Source organism: Neorhizobium sp. SHOUNA12A, from assembly GCF_023006505.1.
Classification (GTDB): Bacteria; Pseudomonadota; Alphaproteobacteria; order Rhizobiales; family Rhizobiaceae; genus Neorhizobium.
Genome location: NZ_JALBGV010000011.1, coordinates 83,480 through 101,708 on the forward strand (window position 1 = coordinate 83,480; position 18,229 = coordinate 101,708).

The window sequence follows — 18,229 nt, forward strand, 5'->3', positions numbered from 1 at the left end:
CCAGCTAAGAAGCAATCGCAATTACTCCTTTGGAAACCATCATCATCCGTATGGGGGAGAGGCAGGTAAGGCCCGCGATTCAGGCTTAGCCGCGATCATCCGCATGGGTGGTGAGGCGCATGTTGAGTTTTATACCGCCCCCCGTTTCTATCGAAGTGCCTGGAACAGCAACGAGTGGGGACAAGCTTTATGGGCGAATTGAAGTGTGTTTTGATCGGTGGCGGACTATTGCTGGTTCAATGCGCTGAAATTCTGCGGGGGTGCGGACATAAGATCCAGGCCATAGCCACTTCGAACGGATCGGTTCGAAACTGGGCGATGGCCCAGGACATTCCCGTCATAGCACCCGAAGGCGATTACCCCGCCCAGTTGACGCAATATGACTACGACTGGCTCTTCAGCATCGCCAACCTGAAAATGGTCCCCAATGCGATCTGGCAGTACGCGCGCATCGGCGCCGCCAATTTCCATGACGGTTTACTGCCGGACATGGCCGGCCTCAACACACCCGCCTGGGCAATCCTCGAAGGTCACGAGCGCCACGGCATCACCTGGCACGCAATCACCGAAGGTATCGACGAAGGCGATATCTATGCGCAGCAGCATTTCGAGATCAGCGCGGACGAGACGGCACTGACGCTGAACACCAAATGCTTTGAAGCAGGAATCGCGACCTTCTCCGAGATGCTCGGCAATATCGAGCGCGGCACCCTGATCCCCCGCCGCCAGGATTTCGCAACTCGCGCCTATTACGGACAGCTCAAGCGTCCTCCGGCCGCCGGCACCCTCGATTTCACCGCTTCGGCAAGCGAACTTTCGCGCCTGGTGCGCGGCCTGGATTTCGGCGCGACCTATCTCAACCCGCTGGCAACGCCCAAGGTCCAGTTTGGCAACGACGTCTTCACCGTCAGAAATCTTCGCGTCCTCGACGGCGAACTGAACGGCGAACCCGGCCTGGTCCTGTCGGTCGGCGCCCATGGCGTGACGGTCGGCACCGCGGACATGCCGGTCCTGCTCGAAGCCATCCGCAAGGACGGCGCCAGGCAAGTAGTCCTTTCCTCGGTGCTGCGCCCCGGCGACCGGCTGCCGCTTATGAACGGCCGCGAGAAGGACACGTTATCGCAAGCGGTTTCCACTCTTGCCCGACATGAAGGCTTCTTCCGCCGCACGCTCGAAACCAGCACAGATATCAGGCTACCTTATGTAAAAGCACTCGAAGCCGGCCAGGTACCGGATATTCGCACCATCCCCCTGCCCTTTGCCGGACAGCTTTCGCGGCAGGAACGGGTCGCGCTGACGGCAGCCTTCCTGAACCGTCTTTCCGGTCAGCCGACGTTCGACCTCGCTTATACGAACGACAGGCTGATAGACCTTGGTGCCCGCCACCCCGGCTATTTCGCCAAGTCCATTCCGCTGCGGATCGACGCCTCGGGGCAGGTCTCGGTCGAGGACCTGCTCGGGCATGTCGACCGGTTGCTCAACGTGCTGGACGAACGCCAGGGTTATTGCCGCGATCTTGTCGACCGTTATCCCGGCCTGACCGCGGCTGAGCTGACGGTCGGTATCGCGGACATCTCCAATCCGGCGCTCACCGATGAAATCGACGGCTGCGCCCTGACCTTCCGGCTTGGCGAGACGAGGGCCGACCTTGTCTACGATCGGGCACGCGTCGATGAACGTCAGGCACAGGATCTGGCGACGGCATTTGCGATCCTGGCCTCGGCGTTCGAGGACCACGCGACGTTGCTGCAGGACCTGCCCTTGATGTCGAACGCCGACAGGAACATGGTCCTCTTCGACTGGAACCGGACTGAGCGGGTATACGATACGACCGCCTGCGTCCACCAGCTTATCGAGCGGCAGGTCGACCGGACGCCGGATGCCGAAGCCCTGGCATTCCACGGCCGTTCCCTTTCTTATCGCGAGATGGACGAGCGGGCGAACCGCATCGCGCAAGCGCTGGTCGCTCAGGGCGTCGGCCCGGACGTCACCGTTGGCCTGTACCTGCCGCGTTCGCTCGACCTTGTCGTCGGAGCGCTTGCGATCATGAAGGCGGGCGGAGCCTATATTCCGCTCGACCCGCATTTTCCAGCCGATCGCCTCGCATTCATGATCAAGGACAGCGGCGCCAAACTGGTTCTGACCGAGCGACGGCTGGCAAAATCCGAGACGCTTGATGGCATCGATTTCCTGTGTGTCGAGGATGTCCTTCGAAGCCAGGCCGCAGCCGATCGCCCGGCAACCGACGTGACTTCCAGCAATCTCGCCTATGTCATCTATACTTCGGGCTCGACTGGCCTGCCGAAGGGCGTGATGCTCGAGCATCGCAACGTCGTCAACTTCTTCGTCGGCATGGACGAGCGGGTGCCGCGCGCCGCCGATCGTCGCAATGTCTGGCTGGCCGTCACCAGCCTCTCTTTCGATATTTCCGTTCTGGAACTTTTCTGGACCCTTGCCCGCGGCTTCAAGGTCGTCATCCATTCCTCCGAAGTCATCGAAGCCAAGGCAAAGGGCGCGTCTTCCGCCGGGAGAGGCACCCATCTGGATTTCGGCCTCTTCTACTGGGGCAATGACGGCGGAGCTGGTCCGGACAAATACCGCCTGCTGATCGAAGGCGCGAAATTTGCCGATGCCAACGGATTCGATTCCGTCTGGACGCCGGAGCGCCATTTCCACGCCTTCGGTGGCCCCTATCCGAACCCGGCCGTTACCGGAGCGGCGGTCGCGGCGGTCACCAAAAACCTTTCGATCCGCGCCGGCAGTTGCGTTTTGCCGCTCCATCATCCGGCGCGCGTCGCCGAGGAATGGGCAGTCATCGACAATCTCAGCAATGGGCGCGTCGCACTTGCCTTCGCCTCCGGCTGGATGCCGGAGGACTTCGTGTTGCGGCCCGAAAACGCACCGCCGAAGAACAAGGCGAGCCTGACCCGCGACATCGAGGTCGTCCGCAAATTGTGGCGTGGCGACAGCGTCGATTTCGATTTCGGCGCCGGCACGGTCGCAGTCGTGACCCAGCCGCGGCCGGTCCAGAAGGAGCTCCCTGTCTGGCTAACCACCGCCGGCAATCCGGAAAGCTATCGGGAAGCCGCTCGGCTCGGCGCCAACGTGCTCACCCACTTGCTCGGCCAGTCGGTCGACGAGCTTGCGGAAAAGATCCGCATCTACCGGCAGACGCTCACTGAGACAGGTCGCGACCCCGCCGATTACAAAGTCACGCTAATGCTGCACACCCTGATCGGCGAAGATCGCAACGAGGTGCGGGATCTGGCGCGCGGCCCGATGAAGGAATACCTGCGCAGCGCAGCGGCCCTCATCAAGCAATATGCTTGGGCGTTTCCGGCCTTCAAGAAGCCGCAGGGCATCGCCCAGCCGATGGATATCGACCTCCAGTCGCTCGCGCCCGAGGAGATGGATGCCATCCTGGAATTCGCCTTCCTGCGTTATTTCGAAGACAGCGGCCTGTTCGGCACGGTCGAGGATGCGCTGGAAAGGCTGGATCAGGTCAAGGCGGCCGGCGTCGACGACATTGCCTGCCTCATCGATTTCGGCCTGGCCGACGATATCGTCATGGAAAGGCTGCCGCTGCTGGCCGAAGTGGTCAAGACGAGCAAGAATCCCGTCAGCGACGAGACCGGAGACGGTTTTGCAGAAGAGATCCGCAAGCATCGGGTTACCCATCTGCAATGCACGCCCTCGATGGCCCGCATGTTCATGATGATCGACGAGGACCGCGCAGCACTCAGCGACGTCAGGCATCTCTTCCTCGGCGGCGAGGCGCTGCAGGGGTCGCTTCTGGCAGCCTTGCGAACCGTCACCGATGCGACGATTGAAAACATGTACGGCCCGACCGAGACGACGATCTGGTCTTCGACATTCACGGCCGGCCCATCGACAGGCGTCGTGCCGATCGGCCATCCGATCGCCAATACCCAGCTCTATGTGCTCGACAATGCCTATAATCCGGTGCCGCCCGGCGATGTCGGCGAACTCTATATCGGCGGCGATGGCGTCGCCCGCGGATATCACAACCGCGAACAGCTCACCAAAGAACGCTTCCTGCCGAACCCGTTCATGGAAGGCCGGATCTATCGAACCGGCGACCTTGCTCGCTTCGACAGGAACGGCGTCCTGCATTTCCTCGGCCGTACCGATCATCAGGTAAAGATCCGCGGCCATCGCATCGAGCTTGGCGAGATCGAAGCGCGGATCGGCACCTTCGCCGGCATCCGCGAGGCGGTCGTGGTCGCTCGCAAGGACAACCCCGGCGACGTGCGCCTGGTGGCTTATATCCGCACCGACGGGACGTCCGTCTCCGAACAGGATCTGCGTGCCTATATCGCCGAAGCTCTGCCCGATGCGATGATACCATCGCATTTCGTGACGATGGAGGCCTTCCCGCTGACGCCGAACGCCAAGGTGGATCGCAACAAGCTGCCGGCTCCGACGGAAAAGGTCCAGTCCACGCCCGCGACGTTCATAGAACCGTCCAACAGTCTGCAACGCGACATCAGCGAGGTCTTCAGCCGCGCACTTGGGCTCGAAAAGGTCGGCATCTTCGACAACTTCTTTGCACTCGGAGGACATTCGCTGCTCGCTGTGCAGGTTCATCGCGAGATGAAGGCAAAGTTGGCACCGGATCTGACGATCACCGACCTCTTCCGTTTCCCGACGGTTGCCCTTCTAGCCGACCATATCGCCGGCAAGGGTAAGGCCGATATCCAGCTGAGCAGGGTGGCCGAGCGGGCCGCATTGCGCCGCAATGCGATGGAACGGCGCCCGACGCTGGTCCGCGTGGAAACGAAGGTCTAGCTATGCTGCTGGAAGGCATATTCGATCCTTCCGTGTCGGTTGCCGAATCCGACCTGTACGGCGACGTTTCGAAACTCTATCCCGAAGAGAGAACGGCGATCGCCACGGCGGTGAAGAGCCGGCAGCAGGAGTTCACCGCCGGCCGCACCTGCGCCAGGCGGGCCATGGGCCATCTGGGCCTGCCGGATATGGCCATCCCCGTGGGGGCGGACCGGGCGCCGATCTGGCCGGCCGGCATTGCCGGAAGCATCAGCCACTCCACCACGCGATGCGTTGCGGCCATCGGCCGCCATTCGGACGGCATCAAGGCTCTCGGACTCGATCTGGAGGAAGCGACGCCGCTTGACGACACCTATGCGCAGGAGATCTGCACACCCCGCGAGCGACAGTGGCTCAACCGCCAGCAATGGGGCACTCGCGGCCGGTTGGTGAAGGCGATCTTCAGCGCCAAGGAATGCACCTACAAGTGCCAGTACGGCCTGACGCGCACGATGTTCGGTTTCGAGGCCATCCGCATCGAATTGAATCTCGCCGACGGGCATTTCGCCGCTTATTTCGAGATCGATGTCCCGCCCTTCAGGACTGGTGACCGGCTTGTGGGCCGGATCAGGCTGCGCGACGGATATGTCGTCGCCGGCATGATCATCCGCTGAAGCATCGGCCGCAGCCTGCTCGGCCCCTGGCCCAGGCCGCCAACCGCCAAGAACGACGCAGTTCAAGCCCGTTTCACCATGAGACAGCCGGCGGGAAGCCAGCAGCGGCATTTTGCGTAACCGCCTGCATTCACTCGATCGATAACCGTTTTGGCACGAAGAACAGGCTTCAATTGACCCACCTGCCATCAAATGGGCGTAGATAGGTTCGACCTGATCCCACCTGCCCCAAAATAGGATGAGCCCGCGCTCACTCGAACTGTGTAGCGTGGTCAGCTTAGAACGCTCGGCCCTCCCGTTATGATTGACTCCTTGAGACGCTATCGTCGGAGGGAAGTCATGCAACAGGACATACTGGTCGCCGCAGCATTGTTATTGTCCGTCGTTGTCCTTGTTCCGACTGTCTTTTTCGCAATTGAATGCCTCGCGGGAAGCATCGGCCGGCAGAGCAAACCGCCGCGTCAGAACGGGCAACGACCGCAAGTCGCAGTTCTTGTCCCGGCGCACAACGAAGAGCTTCAGATCATTGGCACCCTGCAGAGCATCCAAAGCCAGATGCGCGATGGCGATCGGCTGGTCGTCGTGGCGGACAACTGCAACGATCTCACCGCCTCGCTGGCGCGCGAAGCGGGCGCAGATGTCATCGTGCGGTTCGATCCGCTTCGCCGCGGCAAGGGATACGCCCTCGACGCCGGCGTCAGGTACCTCGGCCTGCTGCCGCCGGACGTGGTCGTCATTGTCGACGCCGATTGTTGGCTGGAACCGGGCGCGCTCGATAACCTCGCCCTGATGGCCGCGGCAACGAACGGACCCGTGCAATCCCGCTATCTGATGTTCGCGCCGCCGGACGCAAGCATCAACCTCGCGGTTTCCGAATTCGCATTTCTCCTGAAAAACCGGATCCGGCTTCTTGGACTGGCTAAACTCGGGCTTCCTGCGCAATTGACCGGCTCGGGCATGGCATTTCCCTGGGCCGTCCTGCGTGACGCCGCACTTGCGAACGGCGATCTGGTCGAAGACATGAAGCTTGGGCTGGACCTCGCGCGGATCGGCCAGGCTCCGCTTTTTTGCGATGCCGCAGCCGTAAGCAGCAGGTTTCCGTATTCAAAGAAAGGCCTCGAAACACAAGCCTCCCGATGGAACGCGGGCCGCTTGGCGTTAGCGGCACACCTTTTCTCGGCCTTGCTTGACGTCAACACGTTGCGGAACAGGGCCTATCTGGCGCTCGTCGTTGATGCGCTCATACCGCCGCTGACATTGCTGGCAGCGCTTCTCCTGCTCTCACTGTTTCCGGCAGTCCTCCTCGCGACTTCGGGAATTGCAATCGCGCCGTTGGCCATCTCGATCATCAGCATCCTGGCTTTCGATATCGGGCTGTCCGTAGCCTGGTGGCGTCACGGCAGACGCGCGCTTCCCATGCATGCCATGGCTGACATCCCGGGATACATCTTCAGGAAACTGAGGCTCTATCCGCGCCATGTCATCGAAGCCGGCGGGGCCACCTGGATCAGAACCGATCGAACCAGGGTCCACTGATCCGGGGCGAGAGGGGCATTCCCCTTTCGGAGAGCCGGCTCAGGACGCAGGATCCGGGACGGCCTTGGCCTCCGTCAGGTTCGTCTTTGTCGCTGAGAGTTTCTGAGCAATATGCTCTGCAACACGCAAGGCGTTCGCGGCGACCGTCAGGCTTGGATTGGCCCCTCCGCTGGTCGGAAAGAACGAAGCATCGACGACATAGAGATTGTCCAGGTCGTGCACGCGGTTGTTGGTATCCAATACCGCAGTAGAGGGATCCGAACCAAACCGGCATGTGCCACAGGCATGGCCGTAGTTGAGGTTGACTTCGGAACCGAGCATCATCATCCGGTGCCACTTGAATGCTGTCCGGTATAGTTTGCGGAATGCCTGCATTCTTTGCCGCAACTCGGCATGAATGGTATATTCGAAATACATTCTGGCCGGATCTTCCGGATCGGGCCTGACCCGATTTTCGGGATAAGGCAGATCCTCGAGGATAGAGGTGAATATCGTCGCATTGCCTGAGATAAGGGCGCCGATCATCGCCGGGATGCGCATCAAGGGCTTCAGCGGCTTCAGCCAGATCCAGCCATTCCGGTCGATCAACGATTTCAGGAAGTGAAGCACGTTGTTGGCGGTCGCCGTCAGACCCGTAGACTGGATGACGCCCAGCTTGAGGCCTTGATACTCGTAAAAATCGCGAAGACCGATAGCCTTTCCCGGCTCTGAAACACGGGTTCTGCCGCGAGGCCAGACAGCGAAGAAATCAGACGCGTGGAACATCAGATTGCGCCCCACGAGATCCGACGTGTTGGCAAGGCCGTTCGGCCAGAACTCGTTCGTGGAATTAAGAAGCAGCAAGGGCGTTGAAAGCGCGCCGGCGGCGAGCACATAGAGCTTTGCGACGATCGCCAGCTCGTTCCCGTTCTTTCGGCAAGACAATTGCGTGACCGCCTGGTCATCGGCCGAGATCTTTTCCACACTGCACTGATCGATGATCATCGCATTGCCCGTCGCGAGCGCCGGCTCGACGAATGCCCGCCGTGCGTCCTGCTTGCAGGACTTGTGACAGATGAAGCCGCCGCATTGGCTACATCCGTCGATATATCGACAGGCCGTGTGTACCCGATAGGGATGCATTCCATTCGACTGCGCGGAGTCGAAAAAGTGCTGGTCGCATCGGGTCATGGCGGGAGGCTCGATGACATCTGATTGCGGCTGCAGCGGGTCCTGGCTGCCGCGAACGTGCAGAAGGCCTTCCGCCTTGCGGTAAAAAGGCTCCAGATTTTCGTAACCGATCGGCCAGGCCGACCTGCCGGACTTGTCGACGATTTTGAAGTCGCTTGGGGAAAACCGTTCGAGCGCTGCAGCATAGATGAGCGTCGAACCGCCGACGCCGCAACCGAGTGCAGGAAAGAAGCGCACGGGATGGGCATCCACCGTGCCGGAAATCTGCTGCGGCCACCGGCCATTTCTCAGGCGTTTCGTTTCATCCGGACTGTCAGGATCATCAGCTTCATCCTGCGGGAACTCAGCCAGACCTTTTTCGATGAAAAGGACTCGATATCCGGCGGTTGCCAAAGCGTATCCCATTGCCGCCCCGCCCATTCCGGCGCCGACGATGGCAACGTCCCATTCAAATTCCATCCACACCCCCAACTGAAAACAAAGGGCTGTTGCGATTAGCCTTCAGCCGGCAGGACCCCTCCGGCGGCTGAGCCCCGATATCCAAAATTGCTGCTAATGTTCATTTTCATCGGCAGAGCAAGACAGTCCCGCCTTCTCGTTCGAAATATAAAATTGATCTATACCATTTAACTTAAGTCAAAATAAAATTACCTCGGAAATCTCGAAGGCAGATTCAACCTTATAGAGGAAAGATTGTATTCAATCGGTCCAGCAACAAAAGTAGGTAATAGGGAGATCATTCTTAGGAGGTAGGCTGGATACATTGTGCCTACCCTCTCCTCGGCTATACTCTTATCGCTGGTAGGGGTTTTTTAACGATGATCACACCATTCGAGCCGAAGATTGGAAATGATTACATCTCGTTTGAGCAGAAGTCTCAACGCGGGGGGCCTGAATATCATGTTATCGCCTATGTGGCTGCCGCGGCCGACTTCATCTATCTTCTCGGCGCGACCGGCGTCGGCTTCACGGGCTATCAATATGTCGTTTTCGGATCTGCGCCCGATCCGTCGCTTTTTATCGGGATCGGCCTGGTTCTATCGACGATCTTCGTGCTCGCAATGCACAGCGCCCAGGCCTACAGCCCGGAGAGTATTCAGCTCCTGCGGCCACAAATCCGGCTGATCTGCATTCTGATTCCAAGCGCTCTCGCTTTCCTGCTGACGGTCATTTTCTTCTTGAAAATCGGCACGACCTTCTCGCGCGGAGCGATCTTGATGACAGCTGTCATCTCTCTGTCCGGGCTGATCTGCACCCGCCTGTTCTGGCACTGGTATCTGCCGTCGGCAGCGGCTGCGGCGTCCTTCAAGATGAAACGGATACTCCTGATCTGCCATGAGGAGTTTTCGGCGGAACACTGGCAGCATAAGGCGGCCGCAAGCGGTATGACACTCGTGCAGGTCCTCCGCCTCTCGGATGAAAATCTGCTGCCCGTGAACGCCCTGCAGAGACTGAGGCTGAGCGAGACCGATAATATCGATGAAGTATTCATCATCTGGCGGGACCCGAATGTCTCCAAGCTCGAATTCTACCTCGGAGAACTCAGGCGCTCTGCATCGCCGGTCAATGTCATCTTCGATGGCGTCGTCGGCCGGCTTACCAGCGCTCCGGCCCGCAAGATCGGCGGCATGACAGCATTCCAGACGCAGCGGCCGCCGCTGAACCTCTACGAACGCGGTACCAAGCGCGCGTTCGACATCATCTTCTCGCTATTGGCCATCCTCTCGCTGTTTCCGTTGTTGCTCGTCGTGGCGATCGCCATCAAATGCGATTCCAGGGGTCCGATTCTGTTCAGGCAGGTCCGCAAAGGATATGGCGGCCGCTCGTTCCGAATTTTGAAGTTCCGCAGCATGACCGTCATGGAAGATACTGCTGATATTCGCCAGGCTACCAGGAACGACCCCCGCGTCACGAGGATGGGGGCCATCATCCGCGCTTCGAGTATCGATGAGTTGCCGCAGCTCTGGAACGTCCTCCGAGGCGAGATGTCGATCGTCGGCCCCCGTCCGCACGCGCTCGCCCACGACGAACTCTATGATGCGCAGATCGCCAAGTATGCCTTCAGGCGGCATGTCAAACCCGGGCTGACCGGTTGGGCTCAGATCAACAATTGCCGCGGCGAGACGCCGAATATCGAGAAGATGGAAGAACGGATATTCCACGACCTCTGGTACATCAACAACTGGTCGTTCTGGCTCGATATGAAGATCATCGTCCGCACCGCAATCGAGATCTGCGATTTCGGCAAGGTCTACTGATTCACTGCAAGATCGGAAGGCTTTAAGCCGATGGCAGCGCCGGGATGTGGGTGACATCCCGCATCCCGGCGGCCTCGATGAGGACTTCGCAGGGCGGTGCGTGGCTGATGAAATGGATTGGGCTGGCCGTCAGCCCGTAAGCGCCGCTGTTATGCACGGCAACAAGATCACCCTCTTTAATCCGCGGAAGCATCGCCGCGACGGCGAGCCGGTCGATCGACGTGCAAAGCGGGCCGACGAGATTGACTTTCTCCGGTTCACCCTGCCCACCGACCTTGTGCATCGTATAGTTCCGATGCATCACCATTCCGAAATGACCGGAAGCCGGCAGGTGGTTGTTCATGCCGCCGTCGCAGATACCGATCCGCACGCCGCGTGATTCCTTGACCGAAATGACGCGCGTCAGAAAATATCCGGCCTCACCGACAAGATAGCGCCCAAGTTCGAGCACCAGCCGGGTCGCGGTAAATTGCGGCAACGCCTTGAGACCATCGAGATTCGCCGCGATGCCGTCAGCGACGGCAGTCAGGTCGAGCGGCAAGTCGCCGTCGTGATAGGGAATTCCGAGCCCGGAACCGAACACCAGTTTTTCCGGCTGCGGAATGTAAGCTTCGCAGACCTCCCGGAAAATGCCGATGAAGTTGCGATAGTTCTCGCAGATGGCTTCGGGCTTCAGGCACTGCGTGCCGGAATAGATGTGCAACCCGACGATCTTGAGATTGGGCAGGGCTGCGATCTCAGGCATGTCTCTCGCAACATCTTCCCAGTCGATGCCGAAGGCCGAAGGTCGCCCGGCCATCTGATCGCCAAACCCTTTGGGAACCGTGGTCGGAGCAATGCGGACGAGGACATGCTGGATACGCCCGAGTTCGGCGGCGATGGAATTGGCAAGTACAGCCTCGCGCACCGATTCCAGGATCAGTTCGCCAATGTCGCCTTCGATCGCCTCCCGGATTTCGAACTGCCGTTTTCCCGGACCTGTGAAACTGATGCGCGCGGCTTCCCATCCCGCTGCAATCGCCGTCCTGAACTCGCCGATGGAAGAGACGTCGAGATATTCAGCCTGTCCCCTCATCAGGGAAAGCAATGCCGGATTGGGATTGCTCTTCGCGGCAAAGCTCAGCGCAAAACGCCCCTCGAAAGCTTGCCTCAGGAGCGCTGCCCGGCTTTCGATCGCCGACGCGAGATAAACGTAGGAGGGGGTTCCGAATGATGCCGCCGCGCTCTGCAGCCAGACATCGAGCGCCGAAGAGTGGTTCATCAGGCGCTGGCTTCGGCAAAACGGATGATCCGGGATGGCGTATCGAAATTCTCGAGCGTCACGTCCTCGGCGCGGATGGCAAGGCCCGTCGTCTGCTCGACAAAGGCCAGCAGGTTCACCATCGAAACGGAATCGAGAAGCCCCGAGGAGAACAGTTCGCTCTCGCTGTCCGCATGAGCGATATTCAGGGACTCCCGCAGGTAACCAATCAATTTTCCATGGGTAAGGCTCATTGCAAGTTCTCCCTCGTTTCGGTCACTTTGACTGGGACTGCCGGCGGAGGCGCACTGAGGACAATTTCCCCGCCTTGCATGCACTCGCGGGAAAGGCGCACCACATCCGGTCGCGCCAGTTTGCCGCTCGACGTCCGGGGCATTCCTTCCGCCCACACATGGAACTGGCGCGGCACCATATAGGACGGCATCGCGCGCCGGCAGTAACGCAGCAAGGCTTCCTCATCGAACTCGCCGATCGGCGTTATCGCCACATGCACGGTTTGCCCCAGTTCCTCGTCGTCGACACCGAAGGCGACTGCTTCCGCCACCACGCCGCTGCGGCAGACGAGATCCTCGATCTCATCGGGACTGACGCGGAAGCCGCTGGTCTTGATCATCGCGTCGTTACGGCCGATGAACCACAGGTCGCCATCGGCATCGATCCTGACGATATCGCCGCTATAGACGACCGGTTCGTCGCCGATCAGGTGCCAGAGCTCCGGACACGGCCTGATCTTTTGCTCCGTTATCTCGGGCTTGCCCCAATATCCAAGGCTCACTAGCGGGCCGCGGTGAACGAGTTCGCCCTGCTCGCCTGGATAGGCGATGCCTTCGCCATGCTTGATGACATAGACTTCGGCGCCGGGGATCGCCTGGCCGATCGCGCCCATCTTGCGGGTAAATTTTTGCGGCGAAAGATAAGTGGAGCGAAAAGCCTCGGTCAGCCCGTACATCAGGTAGACATCCGCATCCGGGAAAACTCGCGGTATCTGCTCCAGGATATTGAGCGAAATCTTGCCGCCGGAATTGGTGATCCGCCTGAGCGCAGGAAATTCCACGGGGTTGTCTTTCAGCAGCCGCACGATCTGGCTCCAAAGCGGCGGCACGGCGGCGACGCCGGTCACCCGATGCCGCTGCATCGCCAGCACGATTTCAGTCGCCATCGGCACCGCCTGATGAACAACCGTGCCGCCCATCAGCATCATCGTCGTCAGCTGGTTCAGGCCATAGTCGAAGCTGTAGGGCAGGACGCTGAGCAGCCGATCGTCCTCCCTGAGGCCCAGATAGCGCGACACGGACCGGGCGCCGGCAACGATGTTACGATGGGTCAGCATCACGCCCTTCGGCATGCCCGTCGAACCGGATGTGTAGATGATCATTGCAAGTTCTGTGTCGAGGCGCGCAATTTCGTCGCCGGAAAAGTCTTCCGGAAGATGATCCCAAACATCGAATATGGTGTCGGCCGGCAATTTGCCTTTGACCAGGACATTGTCGACCGTGTCGGGTAGTTTGCGTGCGCCAAGCGCCTCGGCGACCCTTGCCTCGACGATCAGCAGGCGTGCGCCGCAGTCGTTGGCGACATATTCGAGCTGCTCGACCGTCCATTGCGTGTTGACGTTGACGATCACTCCACCGACCTTGGCGATGGCGAACATGGCGGTGACTTCTGCGATGCTCTTGCGCAGGTGCACGATCACCCGGTCGCCCGGCCGGATATTGCGGCTCTGAAGATAGCCCGCCAGCCGATCCACCTCGGCCACCACAGCGGCATAGCTCGCTGCACGATGACCGTCGATGATCGCCGGCTTGCCCGGCCTTGCATCAAGGTTGTCAGCCAGAAGCTGATAGAAGTTGGTGGTCAACGCGTTCATGGCAAACTCCTCCAGCGATGGGTGGATCAAGGGCCGGCATCAGCCTTGGTGTGCTCGCTCAAAAACGGGCCGAGGCGGGGATAGATCCTGGCCGGTGAGCCGACGACGATCGAATCCGACGGGACATCGGTGGAGACCGCCGTATTCGCTCCTATCCGCACCCGATCGCCGATCCGAATGTCGCCAAGAATGGTGGAATTTACGCCGATAAAGACGTCATCGCCGATCCTGGGCGCGCCGGCGCTCATGTTCGTGCCGATCGTGACATTGTGCATGATGCCGCATCGTTTTCCGATCACGACCGCCGGGTGGATCGAGATCGACCCCTCGACGTGGATGATGTGAAAACCCTCGCCAAGCGTCACTTCGGCCGGGATCCACACGCGCGTCAGCGTTGAAACGACCATGTTGATCGCACCGTAGATCTTCTGGAAGAACCGCCTGGCCGCGTAGCTTCTGCGGCTACCCGCCCATCGACCCAAGCGATAGACCAACAGCGCGATGAAGGCGGCATTGAGGACCGTCCCGCCGTGACGGTCATAGTCCTTGCGCACCAACTGGCCGAACGGGACGGGAGGCGCCTGCAGAGATGCCGTACTATTGTGGTCCTGCATCGCAACCGATTGAGGATGGAGAAAACGAAGCCGTGAGGTCATGCGAACACCATCTCCAATGTGCGGTCGATATCATCCCAATCGACCCTGAAGTTTGCGCAGGTTCCCTCGCCGATGACGAGAGCGTAGCCCTGTCCCTGACGATCGGTGATGATCTTGAGAGCTGAAACCGCCCGGTCCGGGGGCTGGATGACGAAGAGGGTCGCGTCCGGCGGCATGACGGTGAGGCCATGCACCAGATGGCTGCCTTCGACGCCGGCGACGATGCGGGCGCCGGCACAGGCAAGAATAATGTTGTCAACCGACGACGCCATCGGATCGAGGATCCGGAATCCGAGTTTCGATGCGAACTGTTCGGCGATCTCGGCCTCGTTTGTCAGGTTCCGGCTGCTTCCCCCGTTTCCTCGCAGGATGAAGACACCGGGATGAACGGGAAAAGGCGGCACCGACGCCAGCAGCTTTTCGCGCAGCTGATCGGCCCGTTTCCTCTTGCTCGCGTTCTGCCCCTTGTCCCGGAAAAGGACCACTTCGTCGAAATGGACGTCGCTGACCTGGATCGGCTTGAAGCCCAGTTTCTGGGCGTATTGCGGCTCGTGCTCCCACGTGGCCGGCCGCGTCCTGACCGGCGTCTGATATTCGTCCGCCAGCGAATAAGTCAGACAGTCATCCAAAAGCCAGTTGCCGAACCAGCGATTGCCGACCCAGCTCTCGAACAGTGCCCCACTGGCCGATTGCTTGGGGGGCACATAGACCGGCAGCCGGCGGCTGCGAGGCCTGAGGCTCCTCGACGACTTCTGCCCATAGAGTACGCCATCGATCAGGTCGATATTCTTGACCCGGTAACCGACTGTTGCCTCCTGGATGGTTTCGTAATTTCCCCTGAAGCCCTTCAATATCTCGGCAACGGAACCGAATTCCGCACCCGTGATGCGATCGAGATGATGCGGAAGAAATTTGGCAGGGTGGATGAAGCGTCTGACTTGCGGAGCGATCGTCCAACGTTCGCATGCGACCGCCTCGATGTCCGGAACAGAGATCCGGGCCGCTCTTCTCAAAGAATGCATGATCGGCGGAAAAGATATCAATCAACCATCCTCCCGGGGCCCGCGACGGCGCTTCGAACGCTGAGGCTCCATGCCCCCAAACTACCGCCCTGGGCAGGATAATCGCATAGCGGCCAATGGTTTCGCCGTGATCTTTGGGTTATCGGCCTACTCATTTCGAAGTATCAGATAACGATATTTTCCTCGTGCTCCAGCAGTGAAGCAATCGCCTGGGCGCTGATGCGATGGTGGAATTTCGCGGCGATCTTGGCCCGCGATGCCTGCCTCAACCGACGTGAGAGATCATCGTTCAGCAATACTCTTTCGATAGCGGCTGCCATCTCCTCCGGACGCTGCGCTTGAACCAGCATGGCATCCACACCATGGTCGACGAGCTCGCTATTTCCACCGACATCGGTGACGATCACCGGCATCTCCATTGCCATCGCCTCCATGATGGCAACTGAAATCCCTTCGTTCAGACTGGCGAGCACGAAGATATGCGCGTCCTCCAGCCCTTGTCGCACCCGGGTTTCGGAGACCGCTCCCAGAAGTTCGACACAGCCGGTGAGCTTCTTTTCCGCAATCAGGGCTTCCAATGTCCTGCGATAGCCGCTGCCGCCCTGCTCGTCTTCGCCGGCAATCTGCAGGCGGACGTCGATGTCACGCCTTCGCAGAATTTCGACGGTTTGGAGCAGGAGGTCATGTCCCTTCACCGGATTGAGCCTGCCGCAGGTAAAGATCCGGCACGGTTCCCCAGGTTTCCAAGGGTTGTAGGGACGGCTCCTGCGAATCTGCTCCAGATCCACCCCCATCGGCGCAATCGCGATCCGGGACGGTTTCGAGCCGTTTAGCTTGACATCGATATCGTTGAACAACCGCTTGGAGATCACCGTCGCAAAGGCGGCATTCTTCCATTTCTGCCGCTGGTTGGGACCATAGCCCTCGAGTGTCGGGCCATGAAGCGTCAGGCTATAGGGTATTCCGGACAAGAGCGACGCCAGCGCCGCGACGTTCGCCGCGTCGGCGCAGGAATGGACATGAATATGGGACCAGTTTCCACGACGCGCGAGCCGCACAAGTTTGCCGGCAACCAATAGGATGGCGAGCATGCGCAGTCGACCGGCTGGAGATTTGATTTCCGCACCGAGAACGGCGGCAAGACTCCGGCCGACCCGACGCGGACCGGCGCGAACAATTTCCGCCATCGCTGCAAGCGCTCCGCGGAAGCCGAGCGGCAGAAGGTAGTCGGTCTCCCTGCGGGCTTCGTCGGCCCAGGCATGTGACGCGATCGCCTTCGGAGGAGGCGCCGTGGAAACGAATTGAGCCTCGATACCGAGCTCGGACAAGGCCTCGTGTTCACGCCACAGGAATATATGGGTCTGACCCGGAAATTCCGGTATGAAGAAACCTATCCTGCGACCCATCACCCCTCCTTGTTCCGACGCTCCCGCGACACGCGACCTTGTCGGCTGCGGCACTCGCATGACAGACCACGCGCGGCCGGTAACCGCAGGCACTAATCGGTTGAATGCAGAAGGATCATGGTCAGCGCCAGGTCGCCATTTCACAAGCTTTCTTGGCGGCGGATGGCCTTATCCTAAAGGGGACGGATCGCTTGGCACTCATCCGTTCGGGTTAGGAACGGGGATCGGACACGTACCTCTTTGTGCCTTGTTTGCAGGTGCCCGACGCGGCCGTAGTATAAACCGTCTTATCCCAGTTGGATGGGAAGGGGTTACCAATCACCGGGGGTCTACAGATGCGTGGGATAACGAGTCTCGCGGGGCTTTTGCTCTGCCTGACATTTGGGGACGTTGCCGCCCAGACAGCCTATCGCCTACAGCCCGGCGATACGCTTCAGGTATGGATTGCCCAGGAGCCAGAGCTCACCCGCGAGGTCGTCATTGCTCCGGACGGATGGCTGTCATTCCCGCTTGCAGGCCATATTCAGAGCGCCGGGCTTTCCCTTTCGGAACTGGAGGCGCAACTTCTCGATCGGTTGAAAACCTATTTCAACGACAAACCCAATCTGACGATCATGCTGCGGCCCAACACCCAGAACCCGCAGCTGATCTACGTTCTTGGCGAGGTCGCCACACCCGGCGCATACCCGTATCGGGCGAACATGACTGTCCTTCACGGCCTCAGCGTTGCCGGCGGCGTTTACCGCACGGCTTTGCTGGCCGCCGATCAGGACCGGTCCGTGATTGTACGCCGCGACGTCGAACACTCCCAAAAACGCCTGCAGGAACTGAAGGCCCGCATCGTCCGCCTCGAGGCGGAACTGCGGGGCGAAAAATCCATCGGCACGACCGAAGCGCTTGCCGCCGATCCGGCCCTTGCCCAGGAACAATCGCTGTTGAACGCCCGCATGGAAGCGCTTTCCATGGAGGAAAAAGCACAGGCACAGGCAAACCAGCTCACGGAGCGAAACAGTCTCGCGATGCAGGAGCAGGTCGATACCATGACGAAGCGGATCGACCTGGCCAAACGCCGCCTCCAGAGCATCACCGGGCTCGTCGCCAAGGGCGTGACCGAAGGTTCGCAGCAGATGGTCCAGGAAGGCACGATCGCCGAGCTCGAGGGACAGATCAGCCGACTGACATCTGAAATTGCAGTTGCCGAGCGCACCAAGATGGCGGAGCTCGCCCGTTACGATAGCGCTCGACAGGCACAGCGGACCCAATTGCTGGTCGAACTCAATGCAGCCCAGCGCGAGCAGGAAGAAACCGCAGCGCGGCTGGCCGACAGCACGCGGATCATGACCATCTATGGGGAGAGTGCTGCCTCAAGCCAGCAGAGGGAGCGGCGGCAACTCGGCTATCACGTCGTGCGGACCGCCAACGGCGAAACCCGCGAGTTCGTCGCAACCGAGATGACCCCGATCCTGCCGGGCGACCTGTTACGGGTCGTCTACACAGACCCGACGAAGACCGGGGATGCGGGGGCTGGTCAGCCGGTGGCTCGAGCCGAAACCCGCTCGTCCGAAGTAACGAGGGCAGCTCGATGACGGAG

At 60.1% G+C, this 18,229-nt stretch carries 12 protein-coding genes; 5 read left to right on the top strand and 7 right to left on the bottom strand.

The window, feature by feature from the left end; all coding sequences use genetic code 11:
* Positions 1 to 318 precede the first annotated feature (318 nt).
* From MOV63_RS07840 to MOV63_RS07850, 3 genes are all read left to right on the top strand, one after another.
* Entirely contained in the window at positions 319 to 4,809 is a 4,491-nt protein-coding gene (locus MOV63_RS07840; protein WP_247033138.1) for a MupA/Atu3671 family FMN-dependent luciferase-like monooxygenase, read from the top strand.
* Positions 4,810 to 4,811: 2 nt separating this feature from the next.
* On the top strand, positions 4,812 to 5,462 hold the full coding sequence (locus MOV63_RS07845) for a 4'-phosphopantetheinyl transferase (RefSeq protein WP_247033146.1): 651 nt from the start codon (positions 4,812 to 4,814) through the stop codon (positions 5,460 to 5,462).
* Positions 5,463 to 5,801: 339 nt separating this feature from the next.
* Positions 5,802 to 6,998, top strand: a complete 1,197-nt coding sequence (locus tag MOV63_RS07850) for a glycosyltransferase family 2 protein (RefSeq protein ID WP_247033147.1) — start codon at positions 5,802 to 5,804, stop codon at positions 6,996 to 6,998.
* Positions 6,999 to 7,037: 39 nt separating this feature from the next.
* On the opposite strand, the gene MOV63_RS07855 is transcribed toward MOV63_RS07850, so the two are convergent.
* Positions 7,038 to 8,627, bottom strand: a complete 1,590-nt coding sequence (locus tag MOV63_RS07855) for a GMC family oxidoreductase (protein ID WP_247033148.1) — start codon at positions 8,625 to 8,627, stop codon at positions 7,038 to 7,040.
* Positions 8,628 to 8,986: 359 nt separating this feature from the next.
* Here MOV63_RS07855 and MOV63_RS07860 point away from each other — a divergent pair, with 359 nt between their 5' ends.
* Positions 8,987 to 10,426 carry an exopolysaccharide biosynthesis polyprenyl glycosylphosphotransferase gene (locus MOV63_RS07860; protein ID WP_247033149.1) on the top strand — a complete coding sequence of 480 codons (1,440 nt, stop codon included), beginning with the start codon at positions 8,987 to 8,989 and terminating at the stop codon, positions 10,424 to 10,426.
* Between the two features lie 22 nt (positions 10,427 to 10,448).
* Here MOV63_RS07860 and MOV63_RS07865 read toward each other — a convergent pair whose 3' ends face one another.
* The 6 genes from MOV63_RS07865 to epsE form a co-directional block, all read right to left on the bottom strand.
* Positions 10,449 to 11,687: a type III PLP-dependent enzyme gene (locus MOV63_RS07865; RefSeq protein ID WP_247033150.1), complete on the bottom strand. Its 1,239-nt coding sequence runs from the start codon at positions 11,685 to 11,687 to the stop codon at positions 10,449 to 10,451.
* Entirely contained in the window at positions 11,687 to 11,920 is a 234-nt protein-coding gene (locus MOV63_RS07870) for a phosphopantetheine-binding protein (RefSeq protein WP_038546019.1), read from the bottom strand. Before MOV63_RS07870 ends, MOV63_RS07865 begins: the two co-directional genes overlap by 1 nt.
* The gene (locus MOV63_RS07875) at positions 11,917 to 13,554 is read right to left on the bottom strand and encodes an AMP-binding protein (protein ID WP_038546022.1); all 1,638 of its coding nucleotides are present in this window, start codon (positions 13,552 to 13,554) and stop codon (positions 11,917 to 11,919) included. Before MOV63_RS07875 ends, MOV63_RS07870 begins: the two co-directional genes overlap by 4 nt.
* Before the next feature lie 26 nt (positions 13,555 to 13,580).
* Entirely contained in the window at positions 13,581 to 14,210 is a 630-nt protein-coding gene (locus MOV63_RS07880; protein WP_080719222.1) for a serine O-acetyltransferase, read from the bottom strand.
* Positions 14,207 to 15,253, bottom strand: coding sequence for a glycosyltransferase family 61 protein (locus MOV63_RS07885; protein ID WP_038546024.1), 1,047 nt, complete (start codon positions 15,251 to 15,253; stop codon positions 14,207 to 14,209). Before MOV63_RS07885 ends, MOV63_RS07880 begins: the two co-directional genes overlap by 4 nt.
* A 143-nt stretch (positions 15,254 to 15,396) precedes the next feature.
* A complete protein-coding gene (epsE, locus tag MOV63_RS07890) occupies positions 15,397 to 16,638 on the bottom strand; it encodes an exopolysaccharide biosynthesis GT4 family glycosyltransferase EpsE (protein ID WP_247033152.1) in 1,242 nt (413 codons plus the stop codon).
* A 335-nt stretch (positions 16,639 to 16,973) separates the two neighbouring features.
* Between epsE and MOV63_RS07895 the strand changes: the two genes are divergently transcribed.
* Positions 16,974 to 18,224 (top strand): polysaccharide biosynthesis/export family protein, encoded by a 1,251-nt coding sequence (locus MOV63_RS07895; RefSeq protein ID WP_247033154.1) that lies wholly within the window; start codon positions 16,974 to 16,976, stop codon positions 18,222 to 18,224.
* The last annotated feature ends 5 nt before the right edge of the window (positions 18,225 to 18,229 follow it).

Excerpts from the sequence above, each read along its gene's own strand:
- MOV63_RS07845 (WP_247033146.1), top strand. The coding sequence starts at position 4,812 with ATGCTGCTGGAAGGCATATTCGATCCTTCCGTGTCGGTTGCCGAATCC.
- MOV63_RS07855 (WP_247033148.1), bottom strand. The coding sequence starts at position 8,627 with ATGGAATTTGAATGGGACGTTGCCATCGTCGGCGCCGGAATGGGCGGG.
- epsE (WP_247033152.1), bottom strand. The coding sequence starts at position 16,638 with ATGGGTCGCAGGATAGGTTTCTTCATACCGGAATTTCCGGGTCAGACC.
- MOV63_RS07880 (WP_080719222.1), bottom strand. The coding sequence starts at position 14,210 with ATGACCTCACGGCTTCGTTTTCTCCATCCTCAATCGGTTGCGATGCAG.
- MOV63_RS07870 (WP_038546019.1), bottom strand. The coding sequence starts at position 11,920 with ATGAGCCTTACCCATGGAAAATTGATTGGTTACCTGCGGGAGTCCCTG.
- MOV63_RS07860 (WP_247033149.1), top strand. The coding sequence starts at position 8,987 with ATGATCACACCATTCGAGCCGAAGATTGGAAATGATTACATCTCGTTT.
- MOV63_RS07895 (WP_247033154.1), top strand. The coding sequence starts at position 16,974 with ATGCGTGGGATAACGAGTCTCGCGGGGCTTTTGCTCTGCCTGACATTT.
- MOV63_RS07875 (WP_038546022.1), bottom strand. The coding sequence starts at position 13,554 with ATGAACGCGTTGACCACCAACTTCTATCAGCTTCTGGCTGACAACCTT.
- MOV63_RS07850 (WP_247033147.1), top strand. The coding sequence starts at position 5,802 with ATGCAACAGGACATACTGGTCGCCGCAGCATTGTTATTGTCCGTCGTT.
- MOV63_RS07840 (WP_247033138.1), top strand. The coding sequence starts at position 319 with ATGGCCCAGGACATTCCCGTCATAGCACCCGAAGGCGATTACCCCGCC.
- MOV63_RS07865 (WP_247033150.1), bottom strand. The coding sequence starts at position 11,687 with ATGAACCACTCTTCGGCGCTCGATGTCTGGCTGCAGAGCGCGGCGGCA.